This window comes from Pelagibacterium halotolerans B2, from assembly GCF_000230555.1.
Lineage (GTDB): Bacteria > Pseudomonadota > Alphaproteobacteria > Rhizobiales > Devosiaceae > Pelagibacterium > Pelagibacterium halotolerans.
Genome location: NC_016078.1, coordinates 422,863 through 442,481 on the forward strand (window position 1 = coordinate 422,863; position 19,619 = coordinate 442,481).

At 61.4% G+C, this 19,619-nt stretch carries 14 protein-coding genes, 1 tRNA gene and 1 pseudogene; 9 read left to right on the forward strand and 7 right to left on the reverse strand.

Annotated features, from left to right (window positions below; all coding sequences use genetic code 11):
- Position 1 precedes the first annotated feature (1 nt).
- Complete coding sequence (locus KKY_RS02080) at positions 2-2,278, reverse strand: LLM class flavin-dependent oxidoreductase (protein WP_014129624.1); 2,277 nt, start codon at positions 2,276-2,278, stop codon at positions 2-4.
- Positions 2,279-2,369: 91 nt separating this feature from the next.
- Between KKY_RS02080 and KKY_RS02085 the strand changes: the two genes are divergently transcribed.
- The 4 genes from KKY_RS02085 (at position 2,370) to KKY_RS02100 (ending at position 6,667) form a co-directional block, all read left to right on the forward strand.
- Complete coding sequence (locus KKY_RS02085) at positions 2,370-2,759, forward strand: winged helix-turn-helix transcriptional regulator (protein ID WP_014129625.1); 390 nt, start codon at positions 2,370-2,372, stop codon at positions 2,757-2,759.
- A gap of 316 nt (positions 2,760-3,075) precedes the next feature.
- The gene (locus tag KKY_RS02090) at positions 3,076-4,383 is read left to right on the forward strand and encodes an ABC transporter substrate-binding protein (RefSeq protein ID WP_014129626.1); all 1,308 of its coding nucleotides are present in this window, start codon (positions 3,076-3,078) and stop codon (positions 4,381-4,383) included.
- Between the two features lie 77 nt (positions 4,384-4,460).
- A complete protein-coding gene (locus tag KKY_RS02095) occupies positions 4,461-5,468 on the forward strand; it encodes a carbohydrate ABC transporter permease (protein ID WP_014129627.1) in 1,008 nt (335 codons plus the stop codon).
- Positions 5,469-5,521: 53 nt separating this feature from the next.
- Positions 5,522-6,667: a carbohydrate ABC transporter permease gene (locus KKY_RS02100; protein ID WP_041528996.1), complete on the forward strand. Its 1,146-nt coding sequence runs from the start codon at positions 5,522-5,524 to the stop codon at positions 6,665-6,667.
- Positions 6,668-6,715: 48 nt separating this feature from the next.
- Here the strand turns inward: KKY_RS02100 and KKY_RS02105 are convergent, their stop codons facing one another.
- Entirely contained in the window at positions 6,716-7,804 is a 1,089-nt protein-coding gene (locus tag KKY_RS02105) for a LacI family DNA-binding transcriptional regulator (protein WP_014129629.1), read from the reverse strand.
- Between the two features lie 270 nt (positions 7,805-8,074).
- Here KKY_RS02105 and bglA point away from each other — a divergent pair, with 270 nt between their 5' ends.
- Together bglA and KKY_RS02115 are read left to right on the forward strand one after the other, a co-directional pair.
- A complete protein-coding gene (gene bglA, locus KKY_RS02110; protein ID WP_014129630.1) occupies positions 8,075-9,757 on the forward strand; it encodes a beta-galactosidase BglA in 1,683 nt (560 codons plus the stop codon).
- A 26-nt stretch (positions 9,758-9,783) separates the two neighbouring features.
- Positions 9,784-10,779 (forward strand): annotated as a pseudogene (locus KKY_RS02115) (ABC transporter ATP-binding protein); the annotation flags it as partial.
- A gap of 309 nt (positions 10,780-11,088) precedes the next feature.
- Here the strand turns inward: KKY_RS02115 and KKY_RS02120 are convergent.
- From KKY_RS02120 to KKY_RS02135, 4 genes are all read right to left on the reverse strand, one after another.
- A complete protein-coding gene (locus KKY_RS02120; RefSeq protein ID WP_139304951.1) occupies positions 11,089-12,756 on the reverse strand; it encodes an ABC transporter permease in 1,668 nt (555 codons plus the stop codon).
- A gap of 38 nt (positions 12,757-12,794) precedes the next feature.
- The gene (locus KKY_RS02125; protein ID WP_014129633.1) at positions 12,795-13,823 is read right to left on the reverse strand and encodes an extracellular solute-binding protein; all 1,029 of its coding nucleotides are present in this window, start codon (positions 13,821-13,823) and stop codon (positions 12,795-12,797) included.
- A 142-nt stretch (positions 13,824-13,965) separates the two neighbouring features.
- Positions 13,966-15,051, reverse strand: coding sequence for an ABC transporter ATP-binding protein (locus tag KKY_RS02130; RefSeq protein ID WP_014129634.1), 1,086 nt, complete (start codon positions 15,049-15,051; stop codon positions 13,966-13,968).
- A gap of 50 nt (positions 15,052-15,101) precedes the next feature.
- Positions 15,102-17,159, reverse strand: a complete 2,058-nt coding sequence (locus tag KKY_RS02135; protein ID WP_014129635.1) for a sensor histidine kinase — start codon at positions 17,157-17,159, stop codon at positions 15,102-15,104.
- A gap of 558 nt (positions 17,160-17,717) precedes the next feature.
- Here KKY_RS02135 and KKY_RS02140 point away from each other — a divergent pair.
- Together KKY_RS02140 and KKY_RS02145 are read left to right on the forward strand one after the other, a co-directional pair.
- Positions 17,718-17,794: transfer RNA gene (locus KKY_RS02140), tRNA-His, on the forward strand.
- Positions 17,795-17,950: 156 nt separating this feature from the next.
- Positions 17,951-18,163: a helix-turn-helix domain-containing protein gene (locus KKY_RS02145; protein WP_014129637.1), complete on the forward strand. Its 213-nt coding sequence runs from the start codon at positions 17,951-17,953 to the stop codon at positions 18,161-18,163.
- Between the two features lie 86 nt (positions 18,164-18,249).
- Here the strand turns inward: KKY_RS02145 and KKY_RS02150 are convergent, their stop codons facing one another.
- The gene (locus KKY_RS02150; RefSeq protein WP_014129638.1) at positions 18,250-18,855 is read right to left on the reverse strand and encodes a L,D-transpeptidase; all 606 of its coding nucleotides are present in this window, start codon (positions 18,853-18,855) and stop codon (positions 18,250-18,252) included.
- Positions 18,856-18,991: 136 nt separating this feature from the next.
- Between KKY_RS02150 and KKY_RS02155 the strand changes: the two genes are divergently transcribed.
- Positions 18,992-19,600, forward strand: coding sequence for a DNA-3-methyladenine glycosylase I (locus tag KKY_RS02155; protein ID WP_014129639.1), 609 nt, complete (start codon positions 18,992-18,994; stop codon positions 19,598-19,600).
- Positions 19,601-19,619 lie beyond the last annotated feature (19 nt).

Sequence of the window (19,619 nt, forward strand, 5' to 3'; positions counted from 1 at the left end):
ATCAGGAGGCTTCGCGCAAGTTCTCGGCTGGCGGGATGGGAAAGTTCAAATTGAACACATTGTCCGGATCATAGCGCCGCTTGAGCGCCCGTAACCGCGACAATGTGGGCTCGGGAAACGCTTCGGCCAGCCTGTCGGGATGCGTGTCGGTCTCGAAATTGAGATACATGCCCTTGAGCAGCGGCCGAAGCTCCGCCCATTGCGCATCGAGCAGGTCCGCCCGCCCACGACTGCCTGCGGCAGTCAGCGAGAAGTTCTGCGTCCGGTGCGGATACGCCATGGCATCGGCCGAAACATCGTTGACCGCCCCGCCCACTGATCTGATCTGCACCAGATTGGCCACCCCCGAGGCCAGAATGCCGCTCAACCGTGCAGCGATATCGGGCGTGATGTGGTCGACCAGCCCCGACCGGATCACAGCGCTTCCCCCGCGATGCTCACCGCCCGGATGGGCCACGACACCGGCATATGGCGTCAGATAAGCGCGCTGATCGAGGATCGGCCCGGCGTCACCCAGCGCATTGATCGCTTCCGCCGCCGCATCGGTATCCTCTCCGGCATAAACGCTGATCGCCTGTGCCATCGGCCCCTGTTCGGCCCGTCCCGGCACCGCCATGAGAAAGCTGGTCAATTCGCGCGGCGATGCCTCGACCAGTGCGCCCCAGCGTTCGAGCACGCTTGCCATGTCCGCGCCGTCGAACACCTGTATGGCCTGGATCACATTGCCGAGAGGATAAGCCTCAAGCTCGAACGAGGTCACAATGCCGAAATTGCCCCCGGCGCCGCGAATGGCCCACAGCAAATCCGGCTCATTATCCTTGTCCACCCGCACGATCCGCCCATCGGCCAAAACAATCTCCGCGGCCACCACATGATCGATGGTCAGCCCGAACTTGCGTGCCAGGTATCCCACCCCGCCCGCCGTCGCGAGCCCGCCAACGCCTACACCCCCGTAGTCGCCAGAACTCATGGCCAGTCCATGCTCTCCGAGCTTTGCCGCAACTTCGCTCCAGCGCGCACCCGCACCCAGCCGCACCAGCCCGCTCTGCGCATCGAGCACTTCGATCCCGTTCAGCGCCCCCAGATCGATCACGATCCCGCCCCGGTTGGTCGAACGCCCGCTGATCCCGTGCCCGCCGCTGCGCACCGAAAGTGGAACGCTTTGCGCCCGCGCATAAAGCACCGCCGCCGAAACCTCTTCGGGCGTCTCGGGCGTCATGACCAGCCCCGGCCGCCCCGACCAGATGTAGGAATGCCGCACGCCCTCATAGCGAAAATCGCCCGGTTCGATGGCGCGGTCCGCAAGGGCAGGGGGCAAGCTGTCGTAATCGATCCCCTCCATGCGCTTGGACAGCACCGCGCTGGGCCGTGGCGCCACCACACCCGAACCGGCCCGCGCCTTGCTCACAACGCTCCGAACCTCCGGCGCGATCTCTTGACCGATCACCCGCAACAGGTCGGGGCCGTCGCCACCGAAAAAGAACCCGCTGAACCCGTGTTCGAGGATCAGTTCGGACAATTGCTCCACCCATTGGCTCGCCGGCCCCTGCAAAAACCCGCTATCGTCCGACTGAATGGCCGAGCGACCGATATTGAGCAGGCGTTTGATATCGGAAGGCTGCCGCCCCGCTGCAATCGCCGCCTCATCGATCATCGCATTCGATTCCACCATGGTGGGCGATTTGAGGTAATCCCAGCTCGGCAGCCAGCCATCCGCCTTCGCCCCGGTGAGCCTGAGCATGCGCGGTTTATAGGCACCCAGCCAAATCCCGATTTCGTGCGCCGGACGTGGTCCGCGCCGCAACCCATTGATCTGATAGTGCTCTCCGTTATGCCTGAGCCCGGCCCGGCTCGTGTCCCAGACAGACCGCATGATCTCGATCGCTTCTTCAAGCGCATCGACGCGCTGGCCGGCAGACAGTTCGGGTCCGCCCGCCGCCTTGATCGCGTCGGCAAATCCCCCCGCGCCCAGCCCCATCTCGAACCGGCCGCCCGAGAGCAGGTCGATGCTCGCCGCCGCCTTGGCCAGAACCACCGGCGGTCGCAGGGGAAGATTGGTCACATTGGCGGCCACCCTGATACGGCTCGTCTTTGCGGCGATCCATGTCAGCAGCGTATAGGTGTCCAGAAAGTCCGAATTATAGGGATGGTCCTGGATCGTCACCGCATCCAGCCCCGCGGCTTCGGCCGCCTGGGCAATGATGACGGCGTGCTGGGGATCCTTGGCCGAGGGCGTCGTGAACGTCCCGAACATCAGTTCATGGCCATAGTCAGGCATTGCCTGTTCCTCTTGTTACTGTTGGTTCCTATCGTATATGATGGTAAGCGCGAAGCGCCGCAAGACGGCACTTTTCTGTAAGGTAAGGCACATGAATGTAACGGCGACACAAGCGTCCCATCCGACCGACCAGTGCCTCAAGGTCAGCCAGGTTCTGGCCCGCATCGGCGACAAATGGAGCCTCTTGATCGTAACGCGGCTGGGGGAGGGGCCAATGCGGTTCGGGCAATTGCTGCGCTCGATCGATGACATTTCTCAACGCATGCTGACGCGAACCCTGCGCGGTCTGGAGCGTGATGGCCTGGTGCGCCGGACTGTGATCCCGACGCTACCGCCCCGCGTCGACTACGAGTTGACCGAACTTGGCCGCTCGCTTCAGGCTCCGGTAACGGTCCTGAGCAACTGGGCCGTGGAAAACGCCCCCGCCATGGACGCGGCGCGGGCCAGTTACGATGCCGATCCGGCGGATCGAGACGGCTGATTCTCCTAAAGCGCGTCCAGCAAAAGTGGAAACGGTTTTGCGGTTCGGACGCGCGACAAAACAAAGATTTAGATCAAATCCGCGTTTCCATGAAAGGCGGATTTGATCTAGATCGTCAAGGTGGCGCAACCCCCTGCAACACTGCGTTACCGGCTTGGCAAACCTGCAGCTTTGTGCAACGCTCAAAGAGCCGCACGACAAAGCCCATACGACCAAAAGGGCGGCAAAAACGTTTTGGTTGCCAAAACGTTTTGGAATGTCGTATTCGGCGGACAGACGCCTTATTTTGCGTCTCCATGTGCTATGGGAGGACTACATGCACAAAACCTTACTGGCTGGGGCATCAGCTCTGGCGCTTTCCCTTGCCCTTGCGGCTCCTGCCGCTGCGCAGGCCGTCGACCTGCCGGATTTGAACGGTGAAGAATTTACCATTTTCGGCCCGTGGGTCGGTGGTGTTGAAATCGAGTCCTTCACGGCTGTTGTCGACGCCTTCAACGAGCGCACTGGCGCGAATGCGGAATATGTCGGTTCCGACAGTCTCGAACAGCAGATCGTCATCGACGCCCAGGCCGGCTCTGCGCCGGAAGTGACATTCTTCCCCCAACCCGGCCTTGCCGCCACCATGGCGTCTCAGGGCTTCCTTACCCCTCTTCCCGAGGGTTCGGAGGACTGGATTCGCGAAAACTATGCCGCTGGCGAGTCCTGGGTCGATCTGGGAACCTATGCCAACGAGAACGGCGAGGAAGAGCTTTACGGCTTCTTTTACAACGTGAACCTGAAGTCGCTCGTCTGGTACGTACCGGACAACTTCGCCGATGCCGGCTATGAAGTTCCCGAAACCATGGAAGACCTGCTTGCGCTGTCCGAGCAGATCGTCGCCGACGGCGGCACCCCCTGGTGTATCGGCATCGGGTCGGACGCCGCGACCGGCTGGCCGGCTACAGACTGGGTGGAAGATCTGATGCTCCGCACCCAGGAGCCCAGCGTTTATGACCAGTGGGTCGCCCACGAAATTCCGTTCGACGATCCGCGCGTGGTCGAGGCCATCGATACGTTCGGCACCTTCGTCAAGACCGAGGGCTGGGCCGCCGGTGGCGCGCAGTCGGTTGGTACCACTGACTTCCGTGATAGCCCGGCCGGTCTCTTCCAGGTGCCGCCCCAGTGCTACATGCACCGTCAGGCCTCGTTTATTTCGGCCTTCTTCCCCGAGGGGACGGAACTGGGTGTGGACGCTGACTTCTTCTACTTCCCCGGTTATGCCGAAAAAGATCTCGGCAGCCCCGTCCTTGGTGCCGGCACTCTGGCCGCCATCACCAACGACACTCCGGGTGCGCGTGCCTTCATGGACTTCCTCAAGGATCCTGAAGCGCACGAAATCTGGATGGCAACCGCAGGCTTCCTCACACCGCACACAGGTGTCGATCTTGCCGCCTACGCAGACGATACACTGCGTGCCCAGGGTGAAATCCTGCTCGCTGCCGATACCTTCCGGTTCGACGGTTCCGATCTGATGCCCGGTGCCATCGGCGCCGGCGCATTCTGGACCGGAATGGTGGATTTCGTCGGCGGGGCATCCGCCGAGGAGGCGGCTTCCGAGATCGAATCCGCCTGGAACAATCTCTGATCTGACAAACTGGCGCCGGAGCGTTCATCGCTCCGGCGTTTCCAACAAGGCACTCACAAAGAGTGTGGGGGAGTACAATGGTCAATCAGATTCTCTATGCGGCCATAACCATCGTTATCGGCGTTGGTTTCGCCTTCATCTATTTCTGGGGAAGCAACTGGCTGCTCGACAGGCTCTTGTCGACCGAAAACGTGGACGGTCCCACGTCCATTCGGCGCGACAGTCTGCGTACACGCATTCGTCCCTGGCTTTTTCTGTTTCCGGCACTGTTCTTCCTCACGGTCTATCTGGTTTACCCGGTATTCGAGACCATAAGGCTCACCTTCTATGATGGCGGCGGACGCAATTTTGTTGGGTCCTCCAACTGGCTGTGGGCGCTCAATAGCCCCGCTTTCGTGCAGTCGCTCATCAACAACGCGCTCTGGCTGATAGTCGTGCCGTCTGCAGCCACGGCGTTTGGCCTTCTGGTGGCCGTCCTGGCCGACCGGCTTTGGTGGGGCAACATCGCCAAGTCCATGGTTTTCATGCCGATGGCAATTTCCTTTGTCGGTGCATCGGTGATCTGGAAGTTCATCTATGACTATCGTGGCAGTGGTGAGCAGATCGGTCTGCTCAACGCCGCGGTCATGGCGTTCGGCGGTGAACCTCAGGCCTGGATCACCCTGCCGTTCTGGAACAATTTCTTCCTCATGGTGATCCTCGTCTGGATTCAGACCGGCTTTGCCATGGTCATCCTCTCGGCGGCGCTTCGCGGCATCCCCGAGGAAACCATCGAGGCTGCGCGCATCGATGGTGCCAGCGACATCAGGATATTTTTCGACATCATGGTCCCCCAGATACTGCCCACCATCCTCGTGGTCTGGACGACGATCACGATCGTGGTGCTCAAGATATTCGATATCGTGCTGGCCATGACCGGTGGACAATGGGACACTCAGGTTCTGGCCAATCTCATGTACGATCAGATGTTCAGGGCCAATCATTTCGGCCACGGCTCGGTCGTCGCACTGGTCATCATGATTGCGGTCCTGCCGGTGATGATCTGGAATATTCGCCAGGCGAGTTCTGAACAGGGGACGCACTGATGGCTACGATTGCGCAAGTGCAAACGACCGAAGTTGCCGCCCGGAGCGGCTGGTTGAGCAAGGTCCGCGTCACGCCGGGCCGTGCAGCGGCCCATTTGGCCCTGCTGCTTCTCGTCGTGATCTGGACGGTGCCGACATTCGGCCTGCTGATTTCGTCTGTCCGGGACAAGGACCAGCTCGCCGTATCCGGCTGGTGGACGTCGCTGACAACAGTCGAACGCAGCAGCGTGGGCGTCCTTGGCACCGCGGCCGATCAGGTCGAAGAGGGTGGACAATACGTCATTCGCGGCAATGTCTTGCCCGAAGGCTCCAACGAAACCGTCGTCAGCTTCGGCACATCGATCAACAATCCAACCGAATTTGCCGCAGGATCTCCAGCAGAAATGCGCATCGGTGGCGAGATCATCGTGTCCGAGGACGGATCTTACGTCTGGACCTCGCCCACGGCCTTCGAACATGACCGGGTGCGGTTGTTCTATACATCGGCGGGGTCGCCCCGCTTCACGCTCGAAAATTACACCGAAGTGTTGACTGCGGCTGGCATCGGGCGGGCTTTCGTGAACTCGTTTACGGTTACCGTACCGGCCACCATTATCCCCATCCTCATCGCCGCCTTCGCTGCTTACGCGTTGGCATGGATGCGGTTCCCGGGAAGAACGCTACTGGTGGCGTTGATGGTGGGCCTGCTTGTCGTGCCGTTGCAGATGTCGCTCATTCCGCTGTTGCGGATGTATAACGGCATCGCGGCAACATTTGGCGGCAATTCCAAATCCTACCTGGGCATATGGCTCGCGCACACCGCCTTCGGGCTGCCGCTCGCCATTTACCTGCTGCGCAACTATATGGCCGGCCTGCCGCGCGAAATCATGGAAAGCGCGCGTATGGATGGCGCCTCGCACTTCCAGATTTTCGCGACCATGGTGCTGCCGCTTTCGTTCCCCGCTCTGGCGTCTTTTGCCATCTTCCAGTTCCTTTGGGTCTGGAACGATCTTCTCGTCGCCATAGTGTTCCTTGGGCAAAGCTCTGACGAACTGGTGCTCACCGGACAGTTGCGCGCCTTGCTCGGATCGCGCGGCGACAACTGGGAAATCCTCACCGCAGGGGCATTTATCTCGATCGTCGTCCCGTTGATCGTTTTCTTCTCGCTGCAACGCTACTTCGTCCGCGGCCTTCTGGCCGGTTCGGTCAAGGGCGGGTGAGATACCGCGTCATTGAAGACAAGGGGCCGCCGAAAGGCGGCCCTTTTTTCATGCGAAATGCACACTGCCCGCAATGGCGTCGCCTGAAACCCCCGTTCCCAGATCAAACAGCGACGGGATCAGCGTGCCGCTGGTTTTCTTGCGTTCGCACTGCCGGATCACTTCGGCCACCAGAGCCCGGCCCGCGGCGCGCAGGGACGAGCGGACATAGGTGATCTGACCCTCGACTGGCGCCAGGTTGAGATATTGCAGCTCGTCGTTCATCGAAGCGATCATCACATCCTGACCGGGTATGCGCCCGGCGCGCGATACCGCCGTCAGCCCTTCGGTGGCCAAAAGGATGGATGAATAGAGAAAAGCGGTAATTGACGGATCGGCCAGTGCCAGGTCGGTCAGTTGAAACCCCGCTTCGACCATGGGATGTGTGCCTTCGAGATACAGCACGGTCTCGGGCGGGCGGCCGAGGTCGCGCAATGCGTCGTAAACCGCCTGTCTTCGCGTCGTCGCATAAAGGAACCGCTCATCGCCATTGATGAAGGCGATGCGTTTGTGCCCATTGGCCAGGATCAACTTGGTGAGATTATAGAAATTGCCGTAATTGTCGACGTCCACCCAGCCATATTGATCCTGCCGCTCCTCACGTCCGTGAACGACGAACGGCACCTCCGCCTCCAGCAGGAAATTGATGCGCGGATCGTTCGGTCGGGGCAGATCGACAATGAACCCGTCGACACTCCCGTCCCGCACATAGCGCTCATAGGTTGCCAATTGCCGCTCGGGCGTTTCACTGGTCATCACGATATCGTAGTGGTCGATGCGAGCCTCGCGCAGAACGCCCGCCATCACTTCGACGAAATGGGGGTCGACGAACTTGTTGTCGTCGTCGGCCTGCACCCAGGCAATAGAATGGCTGCGCCGCGTCACCAGACGCTGTGCATTGCGGTTGGGCGTGTAGCCGAGCCGGCGCGCGGCATCGATCACCTTCTTGCGGGTTTTTTCGCCCACATCGGTATAGCCGTTGAGCGCCCGCGAAATGGTGGTGATCGAAACATCGAGCTCAGCGGCCAGATCCTTGATCGTGACATTCCGGTTCTGCGCCCCGGCATGCTTGCGCGACCGGTTCGGGCCTGTGGTCATTTCCGTTCAGGGCTCCTCCACCCAAGCGCCGCCGCCTTGCTTTTGTGCCCGGAGCGGCATTATCACCCTTGCACAATATTGCGCGAGACAATGCAAGACCCGGTTGACGCCAGCCGGACCGTCAGCGTAAGGATTCTAAGCCAAAACGTTTTGGATACAAGCAATAAAGGCGTTTGGCGGGTGCCTTGAGGCACCGTGAAACCAGGGCTTTACATCCGCGGGCAGGGGGCACCCCTGGCGCGTTCATGCTTAGGGGGAGTTCGCTCGGCGATGAGTTATTTTGCGACCGAGTCGCGCCAGTTCGTGCATCCTGAAGATACGTCTTCCGCCGCCAGGGACTGGTGGCGCGGCGCGGTGATCTATCAGATCTATCCGCGATCGTTCCAGGACAACAACACCGATGGCGTGGGCGATCTGGTGGGCATCACCTCGCGCCTCGAATATGTAGCCGATCTGGGGGTGGACGCCATCTGGCTCTCTCCGGTCTTCACCTCGCCCATGAAGGATTTTGGTTACGACGTCTCGAACTATCGCGATATCGATCCGACCTTCGGCTCGCTCGAAGATTTCGACCGGCTGCTGGAAAAGGCCCATTCTCTGGGCCTCAAGGTCATCATCGATCAGGTGATTTCACACTCGTCTGACCGCCATCCCTGGTTTGCCGAAAGCCGCCTCTCGCGCACCAATGAAAAGGCCGACTGGTACGTCTGGGCCGATCCAAAACCGGATGGGAGCCCGCCCAACAACTGGCTCTCGATCTTTGGCGGCTCGGCCTGGCATTGGGACGGGCGGCGCATGCAGTACTACCTGCACAATTTCCTTGTTTCCCAGCCCGATCTCAACTTTCACAACCCCGCAGTTCAGGACGCCCTGCTGGGCGAAATGCGCTTCTGGCTCGAACGCGGCGTCGACGGTTTCCGGCTCGATACCGTCAATTTCTACTTCCACTCCCTCGGGCTGCAATCCAATCCGCCGGTCAAGCCCGAAGAGTTCAACGCCTCCACCGCCCCGGCGGTCAATCCCTACAATCTTCAGGAACACCTCTACGACAAGAGCCAGCCGGAAAATATCGCGTTCCTCCAGCGCATGCGCGCGCTGCTCAACGAATATCCCGGCACGACCGCCGTTGGCGAAATCGGCGACGCCCAGCATCAGCTCGAAATCATGGCCCAGTACACGTCGGGCAATGACAAGCTGCACATGTGCTACACCTTCGATTATCTCGGTGGTGAATACACGGCCCCCCATTTCCGGGACGCATTGCGCCTGACCCAGGAAAAGGCCCCCGATGGCTGGATTTGCCTGGCCTTTTCCAACCACGACGTCGTTCGCCATGTCAGCCGCTGGGCGCCGCACGGGTTTGAAGATCGCCTGACCCGCCAGGCCGCGCTGCTCTTGTTGACCATGCGCGGCTCGGTTTGCCTCTACCAGGGCGAAGAGCTGGGCCTCACCGAAGCCGAGATCGCCTATGACGACCTTGTCGATCCCTACGGCATCGAGTTCTGGCCCGAATTCAAAGGCCGCGACGGCTGCCGCACGCCGATGGTCTGGCAGTCGCACGTACGCAATGGCGGGTTCTCCACGGCCAATCGCACATGGTTGCCCGTACCGGCCCAGCATCTGCCTTACGCCGTCGATCAGCAGGACAATGTTGCCAATTCGATCCTCTCGCTCTATCGCGCCATCCTGCGCTTCCGGCGCGAGCATCCGGTGCTCATCAAAGGTGATCTCGAACTGGTCGAAGGTGGGCCCGAAACGGTCCTCGCGTTCACGCGCATGGTGGGCGAGGATAAACTGTTCTGCGCTTTCAACATGGCCCCCGAGCCCATCATCGTCGATGTGCCGGACGGTCTGGTCCTCGAAGATGCGGGCGCGCCCGGCGCAGATGCCCAGATGGAAGCCAATCGGTTGAGTTTCGGTCCGTTCGGGGCCTATATTGGGCGTATGAATTAAGGACAAAACAGTCCAGGGGAGTAACGATGTCTGACCTGCAGATTACCAATCTCTACAAGCGCTACGGCAATGTCGAAGTGCTCAAGGATATCAATCTCGACATCAAGTCGGGTGAGTTCATCGTTTTTGTCGGCCCCTCGGGCTGCGGCAAGTCAACGCTGCTGCGCACCATATCGGGGCTTGAGACGATTTCGGCCGGTCAGCTTGAAATCGGTGGCCGCGTCGTCAACGACGTCGCGCCCTCCAAGCGCGGCATCGCCATGGTGTTCCAGTCCTATGCGCTCTATCCGCATATGACCGTATTCGACAACATGGCCTATTCGCTCAAGCTGACGCGCACGCCCAAGGACGAGATCAGGAAAAAGGTCGAGGCCGCCGCCGATATGCTCCAGCTCGGCCCCTATCTCGAGCGGCTCCCCAAGGCGCTCTCGGGTGGCCAGCGGCAGCGTGTCGCCATCGGTCGCGCCATCGTGCGCAATCCCCAGGTCTTCCTGTTCGACGAACCGCTCTCCAACCTCGATGCCGCCCTGCGCGTCGCGACCCGCATGGAGATCGCCAAGCTCAAGGAATCTTTGCCTGGTACGACGATGATTTACGTCACCCACGATCAGGTCGAAGCCATGACCCTCGCCGATCGCATCGTGGTGCTCAAGGACGGCGTGGTGATGCAGGTTGGCACCCCCATGGAACTGTACGATCATCCCCAGTCGCTTTTCGTCGCGGGCTTCATCGGCTCGCCGAAAATGAACTTCCTCACCGGAAAAAATGCTGAATCCTACAAGGCGGAGACCGTCGGCGTGCGGCCCGAGCACATGGAAATCGTGCCCAATGGCAAGGGCGTGTGGTCGGGCAAGGTCATCTACTCCGAAGACCTTGGCTCGGACAGTTTCATCTATGTCGATATTGGCGAGGAAGAGGCGATCATCGTCCGCCAGGAAGGCAAGACGCCCTATAAGTCGGGCGCCCAGATCAGCTTTGCACCCAAGGGCGATCTCTATCACCGTTTCGATAAAGCAGGAAAACCGTTGACCGCCGGAACCGCCGCACCGGCCAAGGCCGCCGTGGCTGCCAAATCGACAAAGCCGGCCAATCCCACGACCGAGGGTACGCCTGACGAGGGTGTCGTTGGTGCTGCCGGTGCGGTCGCCATGCCCGCCAAGCCGGCGCGCAAGCCTGCTGCAAAAGCAAAGACGGCAACCCCCAAGGCTGGCGCGGTCAAGACCACCGCGGCCAAAAAGGCGCCCGTTCGCAAGGCGCCGGCCAAACCGAAGGTGTAGAAGCGGTTTTGCGGTTCGGGCACGAGGCAACAACGGGTTAGAGTCGGGCCGATCCTATCGATCGGTCCGCCCCATTCGCGCCAGCAGCACCACCGGCAAAATCCCGATCACGACAATGATCAGCGCAGCCAGCGCGGCGTCCTCATAGGTTCCACGCGCTGCTTCGCCATACAGTAGCGTTGCCAGGCTCTCGAAATTGAGCGGCCGCAACAGCAGCGTTGCCGGCAACTCTTTCATGCAATCGACGAAAACCAGAAGCCCTGCCGCGGTCAACGCCGTCCGCGACAGGGGCAGGTGAACCCTCACCAGCGTCCCGGTCGCACTCTGACCCAGTGTGCGCGCTGCATGATCGTAAGATGGTGGAATACGGCTCAGCCCCGCTTCGATTCCGCCCACCGAAATTGCCAGGAACCGCGCCGTATAGGCATAGATCAGCGCCGTCCCCGAGCCGAGCAGCAACAGACCGGTCGAAACACCGAACCAATCGCGCATCAGCCCGTCCAGCGTGCGATCGAAAGCGGCGACGGGGATCAGTATGCCGATAGCCAGGACCGTTCCGGGAACCGCATAACCAAGCGTCGCGATCCGTGCCGCGATGGCGGTTTTGCGCCCGGGTTGGATCCGCGCCGCATAGGCAATGGTAAAGCCGAGCACCAGCACGACGGCGGTGGCGATTGCGGAAACCGAAACGGTGTTGGTCGTCGCTCGTATCAGGGCGGGGGATAAGCCGGCAAATTCTATCCGTTTGATTGCGGCGAGGGCCAGATAGATGGCGGGCCCCACAAACCCGATCAGGATGGGCAGAAACCCAAGGACGAAAGCACCCAGCGCCTTGAACCCGCCCAACCGGCGCGGCGGCATGGGGCGGGCCCGTTGCGCGCTGGTCGCAAAGCGCTGGTTGCGTCTTGCCCAGCGCTCGAAAACGATCAGCGCGATGACCACCGCCAGCATGGCAATGGCGATCTGCGCGGCCCCGGCCAGATCGGTGCGCACGATCCAGGTGGTATAGACAGATGCCGTCAGCGTGCGGATGCCCAGAAACTGCGCCGCGCCCACATCGTTAAGCGCTTCCATGAGCGCCAGCGATACGCCAACGGCGATCGCCGGACGCGCCAGTGGCAGCGCCACGCGCCAGAACACCCCGCCGCGTCCCACGCCCAGCGTTCGCGAGACCTCCACAAGGTTGGCGGCCTGGGTCAAAAACATCGCTCGCGTGGTGAGATAGACGTAAGGATAGAGCACAAATCCAAAGACCAGGATCGCGCCCCACATGGCCCGAATGTCGGGAAGCCGGAATTCGCGCGGGCTCGAATAGCCCAGCATCCAGCGGACAGCGCCCTGAATCGGGCCGAGCGGGCTCAGGACGTCGAGATAGGCATAGGCCATGATATAGGTCGGCACGGCCAGCGGCAGCAGCAAGGCCCATTCCAGCACGCCGCGTCCGCGGAATTCATAGGCCGAAACAAGCCACGCCGCCCCCGTCCCGACGCAGGTTGCGATGATCCCGGTGCCGAGCAGCAAAATGGCTGTGTTCCACGCCGCCTGCGGTAGGATATTGGCCAGAACGTGCGACCAAAGCGTGCCCGTGTTGGCGATCGCGGTCACGGCGATCGTTGCTACCGGCAACAGCGCAAGAGCCGCGGCGGCAAATGCCATCGCGGCCCAGGGCGAAAGTCTGATGTGGTGCCGTGCTGAGGGCCGGCTTTGCGCCCAATCTGCCATCAAGGATGGCGCGGCGGGGGATTCCCGCCGCGCGTTTCCTAGTTTTCGAACGTGTCGAAATTGACTTCGTCGACAAGTTCGCTGGCCCGTGTGCGGAACGGCAGCACCTCGGTCAGCGAGAGCTTGTCGGCTTCAAGGTCGCCGAAAGCGGCGATGATCGGATGCACTTCTGCCGATGCGGAAACCGGATATTCGAAATTGGCTTCAGCATAAAGCTTCTGCGCCTCGTCAGAGACCAGATATTCGAGCAATTGCACGGCCTCGTCATGGTTGGGCGCGTGCGCCGCAAGCCCTGCGCCCGAAATATTGACCAGCGTACCGCCATTCTCGAACGTCGGCAGGATGACCTTCATTTCCTCGGACCATGCCTGCTGCTCTTCACCGCCGGCCCCCGAAGTCATCAGCCCCACATAATAGGAGTTGCCGATGGCAATGTCGCAAATGCCCGCGGCAATGTCGCGCGCGCCGTCGCGGTCACCACCGGCGGCAACACGGGCCTGATTGGCCTTGATGCCCTCGAGCCAGGTGCGGGTTTCCTCCTCGCCATATTTGGCCATATAGGCCGCGAACATCGCCGTGTTGTAGGGATGCTGGCCCGACCGGATGCAGAGGCGTCCACGCCATTCTTCATCGTCCAACTGCTCATAGGTGAAGCTGTCGATATCAAGATCATTGGCGGCATAAAGCACGCGCGCACGGCCCGACAATGCGAACCAGTTGCCCTCCGGGTCGCGGAGCGCCGCGGGCACGGCGGCTTCGAGCACGTCCGAATCCACCGGCTGGGTCAGTCCGGCATCGACCAGATCGATCAGCGCCCCGAAATCGACGGTCATCAGGATGTCGGCGGGGGAGCTTTCGCCCTCGGCCGAAACACGCTCGATCAGCCCGTCCTGCAAAAAGACGGTGTTGACGGCAATTCCGGTCTCAGCGGTAAATGCATCGAGGATCGGCTGGATCAGACCCGGCTCGCGGGTTGTGTAGATATTGACCTCCTGGGCCAGTGCAGGCACGGCTGCGCCCAGCGCCAGAAGGCTGGCTGCCGAAAACGTCTTCAAAAGTCGTGTCATTTGGGTATTCCCTTGGTGTGTTGCATCAAGGGCGCCGAAGGCCAAACGCGCCCATCGACGCAATACCCATAGCTGAGCGCGTGAGTCAACAAATTTCAAATATAGTCTAGAATCATTCTAAACTATTGATATCACAATCGATTTACTCAGCCGCCAGGGGGCCGCGCGGAAGTGTCGATCGTGCCGTCTCGTCGGCCGCAAACACGAGCACGTCCTTGGGCTCGACACCGATTGTGACGGCCTGGCCGACCTCGAGTCCGCGTTGTGCGCTTGTGCGCATGACAAGCGGTTCATCCAGCCCGGTGACCTCCAGTGTCACCTCCTCGATCTCGCCCAGCAGCACCCGCCCTCTTACCGTTGCCGCCGTCCCGTTCTTTGTCAGTGCCAGGGCCTGTGGACGGATGAAGAGTTGGACCGGCCCCGAGCTCCCGCATGGCGCCGGAAACCGGCCGAGCGCGCTGTCGAGCCAGTCGCCCGAGCGCCGGGCCGGGATGCGGTTGACCTGCGAGAAGAACGCGGCCGCATAGGCGGTCTGGGGAAAGCTGTAGATGGCATCGCCGGTTCCGCTTTCGATCACCTTGCCCTTGTGCATCAGGACGACTCTGTCCCCGATGGCCAGAGCCTCTTCGGGATCGTGGGTCACGATGATCGCCGTGGTTCCCAACTGGCGCAGCAGCGCCAGGGTTTCGCGCCGGATCGTGTCGCGCAGGCCCCGGTCGAGATTGGAAAAGGGCTCGTCCATGAGCAGTATCCGCGGCTGAGGCGCCAGCGCGCGGGCCAGCGCGATCCGCTGTTGCTCACCCCCCGAAAGCATGTGCGGATAGCGCTCGGCCAGCGCCTCGATTCCGAGCCGTGAAATGATGTCGTCAACGCGAGCCGCTACGTCCTTGCGGTTCATGTTCCGCAGGCCGAAGCCGATATTCTGCCGTGCCGTAAGGTGCGGAAACAGCGCATAGTCCTGAAACATGAAACCGATATTGCGGTTCTCAGGCTCGACGAACGCATCCGCGCCACTGACCGTCGTACCCGCCAGCACCACGGCGCCGCCATCAATGTGCTCGACCCCGGAAATCGCCCGCAACAGGGTGGATTTTCCACACCCCGAATGGCCGACAAGACATACGATTTCGCCGGACGCGATCTCAAAGGAAACACCATCGAGAGCCGCGACGCTGCCAAAATGGCGCGTAACGTTTTCAATCCGAAGGATCGGTCCCAGCTTGCTCATGGGATCGAGTTAAGGCCGAGGATGCCGGTGCTTGTCAAGCACCCGTCACCTCAGCCCTCAACCACCAGGCTCGCAGGAATGGTCAGCGTCATCAGCGTGCCGCTCTCGCTGGCGGGCGCAAGGCTCAAAGAGCAGGCGTTGACTGCCACCAGCGACCGGGTGAGCGTCAGCCCGATGCTCGAATGGCTGGGCTTGCGCTCGCTGCCATCTGCCGCCACCCCGTCACGAAACACCATGAAGCGTTCGGCCAGCGCATTGGGCGCCTTGGCTGCGTCGCGCACATGGATTGAAACCGAGCCGTCGTCCTCGACCTGTCCCGACAGCACGACCTTGGAACCTTCGCCCCCTTCGCTGATCGCGCTGGCGAGCATGTTGAGCACGGCCTGCTTGAGCGTTGCGGCATCCACCCGGACATGGGGCAGTCGTTCGCTGATGGCGCTGCGCAGCAGGACCCGTGCCTTCCCCGCGTGGGAACGCACCCGCACGAGGCTTTCGGCCAGAAGCGTTGCGATATCGACATCGGCAGGAGAGAGAGCCAGTTCACCTTCCGCGAGCCTTACATAATCATCGAGCTCGTCGGCCAGATCGCCGATTTCCCCGCTGGCCGAGCGGATGTCGCGCGCATATTCGAGATATCGCGAATTGGCCAATGGCCCAAAGGATTCCGAGGCAATCAATTCGGAAAATCCCGCGATCGTGTTGAGGGGGCGCCGCAATCCACGCGTGATCCGGCTCAAGGTCGCCGTGGGAAGCCCTGCTCGCCGGCCGGATGCGCCTGCCTGGCCGCCCGCCGGTCCAAGCAATCCGAAATACCCCGATACGATTCCCGCTCGCCCTTCGGCAAACAGCGTAAGCGTGTGCCCGGCTCGCTTGCCCTTGAGCGATATCGCCGGACGCACGCCCCCGGCGTAGCGCGCTGGCAGGCTCAGGAACTGGCGCAGCGCCGAATGCTCTCCCTGTGCAACAAGATTGGTAAGCGGCGTCCCGATCTCGACCGGGGTGTCTTCGCGCCTGACGTCCTCGAAGCTGGCGATAAGGCCGGCCCGGTCCGCGGTGACGAAATCGAACCCGGCCACCTTGGCCCACAGCGCCGCGAACTGGCCGACTTCCGCCTCACGGAGCGGTTCGATATCGCTTGCCCGTGCAGACAGCATAAAGCCGGGTCGTCCCTGCCATGTAATGGCGTTGAGCCGGGCATTGACGGGGATTTTCGCGCCATCACGGCGCACCAGATGGCTGACCGGCCCCGCCGGCTCGCCGCCATCCACAGTGGGGAAAATCGCCGACAGCCCAAGGCTGCGCAAGGTTGTGGCATTCTCATAACCGGTCAGGTCGACCAGCGCGCGGTTGGCAAACAGGATGTCCTGGTCGCGAAAGATCAAAATCCCGATCGGCAATCGGTTGAGCACCAGCGCTTCCTCGCTCAGTGCCACCAGTTCTCCGCCCGTCCGCTGTGGATCATGGGGAGCAGGGGCAGGGGGCGTTTCGACCGGCTCATCCCGGTTCACCCTGTCGTTCAGGATGCGGGAAAGCTCCTCGAAATTGTAACGCGTCGTCTGTTCGCTGGTGTTGGGCCCCTCATCGTCATCGGACGTTTCCTGTTCGTGAGAAGCCGAGCTGGACGTTTCGGCCTCGGCCTCAGCATACGCGATGCGGGAAATCGTCAAGCCACGCCCGGTAACTTGCCACAATCCGGCGCGCACCGGCGCTTCGTCATCGCTGCCATCGGCGGCAAAGGCCGCTTCTTCATGGTCCAGCGGATCATCGGGTCCCCAGTCGGACCGATCCTTGCCCGTCTCCGCCTCGGCGCTTTCGTCAAAGGCGATTGCCGCAAAGTCGCGGCTGGGGATCGGCGCTGCAAAAGGAGCGTCATCGTCCGCGTCCAGCGGGTCGAAAAGATGTTCGTGACCGGCAAGTTTGTCCACAAGGTCCGCGAGCCCCTCAGCAGGTTCCGCTTCGTCGTCCCTTGCAGCTTCTGTCTCTGGTCCGATTTCCTCGGCGGCATCGTCAAACGCACTGGAACGATCGTCCGGCTCGGCCGCTTCCGCCTTCGCGCCCGAAAGAATGTCATCGCCTATCGGATCGACCCCGACCACCAGAAGATACATCCGGTCGTCGCCCAGCCGCAAGGGCGTGCAATGGCAGGGGGGCGACAATTCGCGACAGGGTTGGCCGTCCCATCAGTCCCAGCCGGACGATACGCGCGATCTGCCCTTTCACCGGAACCGCCGGTTCCAGGGTTTTGATTTCGTCGCCCTTGATCTTGGCGCCGAACAATCGGGCCGCTCGGTTGGTCCAGACCGGCCTGGTGCCATCGACCGGCCACAACCACGCCGGCCGTGGATCGTCCTCGAGCCGCGTGACGGTTTGGGCCTGTTCTGCGCTTGTCCAGTCGAGCGTCATGTTCCGTCCGTATGTCCGTCCTCGTCCCGGTCCGGGCCGATGGTTGACGAAACCTTAAATATAGGGACTCCGCGACCCGGTCCACGCCTTGAGCCATTCTTGCCCCTCCAAAGGTTGGAAATGGTTAAGGCCGTTCCTTCGGCCACCCCTAAAAAACCTGCCCAACTTGCCACAACCGCACTTGTCTTTGCCGTCATCTCGACCTATGTTCCGCCCCGTTTCCGGACGGCGCCGCCAGCGCGCCACGAAGTCCGTGTCACCATGCCGTCGTAGCTCAGTTGGTTAGAGCGCTAGATTGTGGATCTAGAGGTCCCCCGTTCGATCCGGGGCGACGGTACCACCCTCTTTTCGCAGCAGTATGGCGGGGCCCAGAGCCACCGTTCCTCGCGGCTATCTTAAGTTAATTGTTAACGCTCCATTCTTAGGGCTTTGTTAACCATAAGGGATGACCCTTAGGACGTTGACCACGCGTATGGGGGCTCAGAAAGGACGTGCAGTGTACGACTTTGCTCCAAACGCAGACCTGGCGGAGGCCATGGTTGGGTTGCCGGTCGCCGAAGTGGAAAGAACGCTGATTCTCGCCACGCTCCGGCGCACCAATGGCAACCGCACCCGCGCCGCCGAAATCCTTGGGCTTTCGATCCGCACGGTTCGCAACAAACTCAAGGACTATGCTGATAAGGGGTTCAATATTCCCCACGCGGCATAAAACCGAAAGCGCGGCAATCGCTTCGGACCTATAATGATCGAGCTCTTGGCCCGGCGGCTGCAATGTCGCCGGACCAGACACCGCCTTCACACGACGATGACCTTGGCTCCCACCGGAACGCGGCCGTAAAGATCGATCACGTCCTGATTGGTCATGCGGATGCACCCCGATGAGACCGACCGCCCGATGCTCCACGGCTCGTTCGTCCCGTGGATGCGATAGAGGGTCGAACCGAGATAGAGCGCCCGCGCGCCCATCGGATTGTTCGGCCCTCCGGGCATGAATTGGGGCAGGCCCGGCTGGCGGGCATGCATTTCGGCCGGCGGCGTCCAGCTCGGCCATTCACGCTTGGCGCTCACCCGATGCGTCCCGCTCCACTCGAACCCCGTCCGCGCCACTCCGATGCCGTATCGCATGGCCTTGCCGTTGGGCATGACAAGGAAAAGGAAGTGCCGGCGCGTATCGACGATCAGCGTGCCCGGTGCCTCGCTGGTCCGGTAATTGACCACCTGCCGCAACCACATGGGATGGCTGACATAATCGGTCTGGTACTCGAGCATGGTCTGCGGCGCATCCGGCGTCAGCACCATTCCCGGCGGCGGCCCGAACATCGCATCCATGTAGCCGCGATAGCCCGAACGGGCCTGCGCCGTTGTGGTGAGCAACAAAACGGCAAGAAAAGCAAAGGCCATCCGGGTCATCGGCGTCTCGTATCGAGTTTGAAATCAAACGGCGATGGTGCCTCCAACCGGCAAAGATTGAGTCAAATGGGATGGTTAAATCTTGCCCCACCGCTATGGTTACCCAAATGCTCCGCGAGGCGATTCCATGACCGATTCCGAACCTGTGCGCTGCCCCTGGGCCGGCAGCGATCCGCTGTACAAATCCTACCACGATACCGAATGGGGCTATCCGGTCACCAACGATACGCGCCTTTTTGAAAAGCTGTGCCTCGAAGGCTTTCAGTCGGGCCTCTCCTGGCTGACAATCCTCAAAAAGCGCGAGAATTTCCGCTCCGCCTTTGCCGGCTTCGATATCGACAGGGTCGCCGCTTTCGACGAACCCGACATTGATCGCCTTCTCGCCGATGCGGGCATCGTGCGCCATCGCGGCAAGATCGTCTCGACAATCAATAACGCCCGCCAGGCGCAAAAACTGCGCGCCGAGTTCGGCTCTCTTGCCGCTTATTTCTGGCGTTTCGAGCCCGGTGCCGCCGACCGCCCGACCGATTATTCATGGGACACCCTGCGCACCATTGGCACGGCTCCCGCTTCGGTGGCGCTCTCGAAGGACCTGAAAAAGCGCGGCTTTTCCTTTGTCGGTCCCACCACCTGCTATGCCTTCATGCAGGCCATGGGCATGGTCAACGACCACATGGAGGGGTGCCATTGCCGCGCGCCCATCGAGGCGCAGCGCGCCCAATTCGTGCGTCCCTGAAAAACCTTGGGCCTCCCCG

Excerpts from the sequence above, each read along its gene's own strand:
- KKY_RS02125 (WP_014129633.1), bottom strand. The coding sequence starts at position 13,823 with ATGACACGACTTTTGAAGACGTTTTCGGCAGCCAGCCTTCTGGCGCTG.
- KKY_RS02095 (WP_014129627.1), top strand. The coding sequence starts at position 4,461 with ATGGTCAATCAGATTCTCTATGCGGCCATAACCATCGTTATCGGCGTT.
- KKY_RS02130 (WP_014129634.1), bottom strand. The coding sequence starts at position 15,051 with ATGAGCAAGCTGGGACCGATCCTTCGGATTGAAAACGTTACGCGCCAT.
- KKY_RS02090 (WP_014129626.1), top strand. The coding sequence starts at position 3,076 with ATGCACAAAACCTTACTGGCTGGGGCATCAGCTCTGGCGCTTTCCCTT.
- KKY_RS02150 (WP_014129638.1), bottom strand. The coding sequence starts at position 18,855 with ATGGCCTTTGCTTTTCTTGCCGTTTTGTTGCTCACCACAACGGCGCAG.
- KKY_RS02155 (WP_014129639.1), top strand. The coding sequence starts at position 18,992 with ATGACCGATTCCGAACCTGTGCGCTGCCCCTGGGCCGGCAGCGATCCG.
- KKY_RS02105 (WP_014129629.1), bottom strand. The coding sequence starts at position 7,804 with ATGACCACAGGCCCGAACCGGTCGCGCAAGCATGCCGGGGCGCAGAAC.
- bglA (WP_014129630.1), top strand. The coding sequence starts at position 8,075 with ATGAGTTATTTTGCGACCGAGTCGCGCCAGTTCGTGCATCCTGAAGAT.
- KKY_RS02135 (WP_014129635.1), bottom strand. The coding sequence starts at position 17,159 with ATGTATCTTCTGGTGGTCGGGGTCGATCCGATAGGCGATGACATTCTT.
- KKY_RS02085 (WP_014129625.1), top strand. The coding sequence starts at position 2,370 with ATGAATGTAACGGCGACACAAGCGTCCCATCCGACCGACCAGTGCCTC.
- KKY_RS02080 (WP_014129624.1), bottom strand. The coding sequence starts at position 2,278 with ATGCCTGACTATGGCCATGAACTGATGTTCGGGACGTTCACGACGCCC.
- KKY_RS02120 (WP_139304951.1), bottom strand. The coding sequence starts at position 12,756 with ATGGCAGATTGGGCGCAAAGCCGGCCCTCAGCACGGCACCACATCAGA.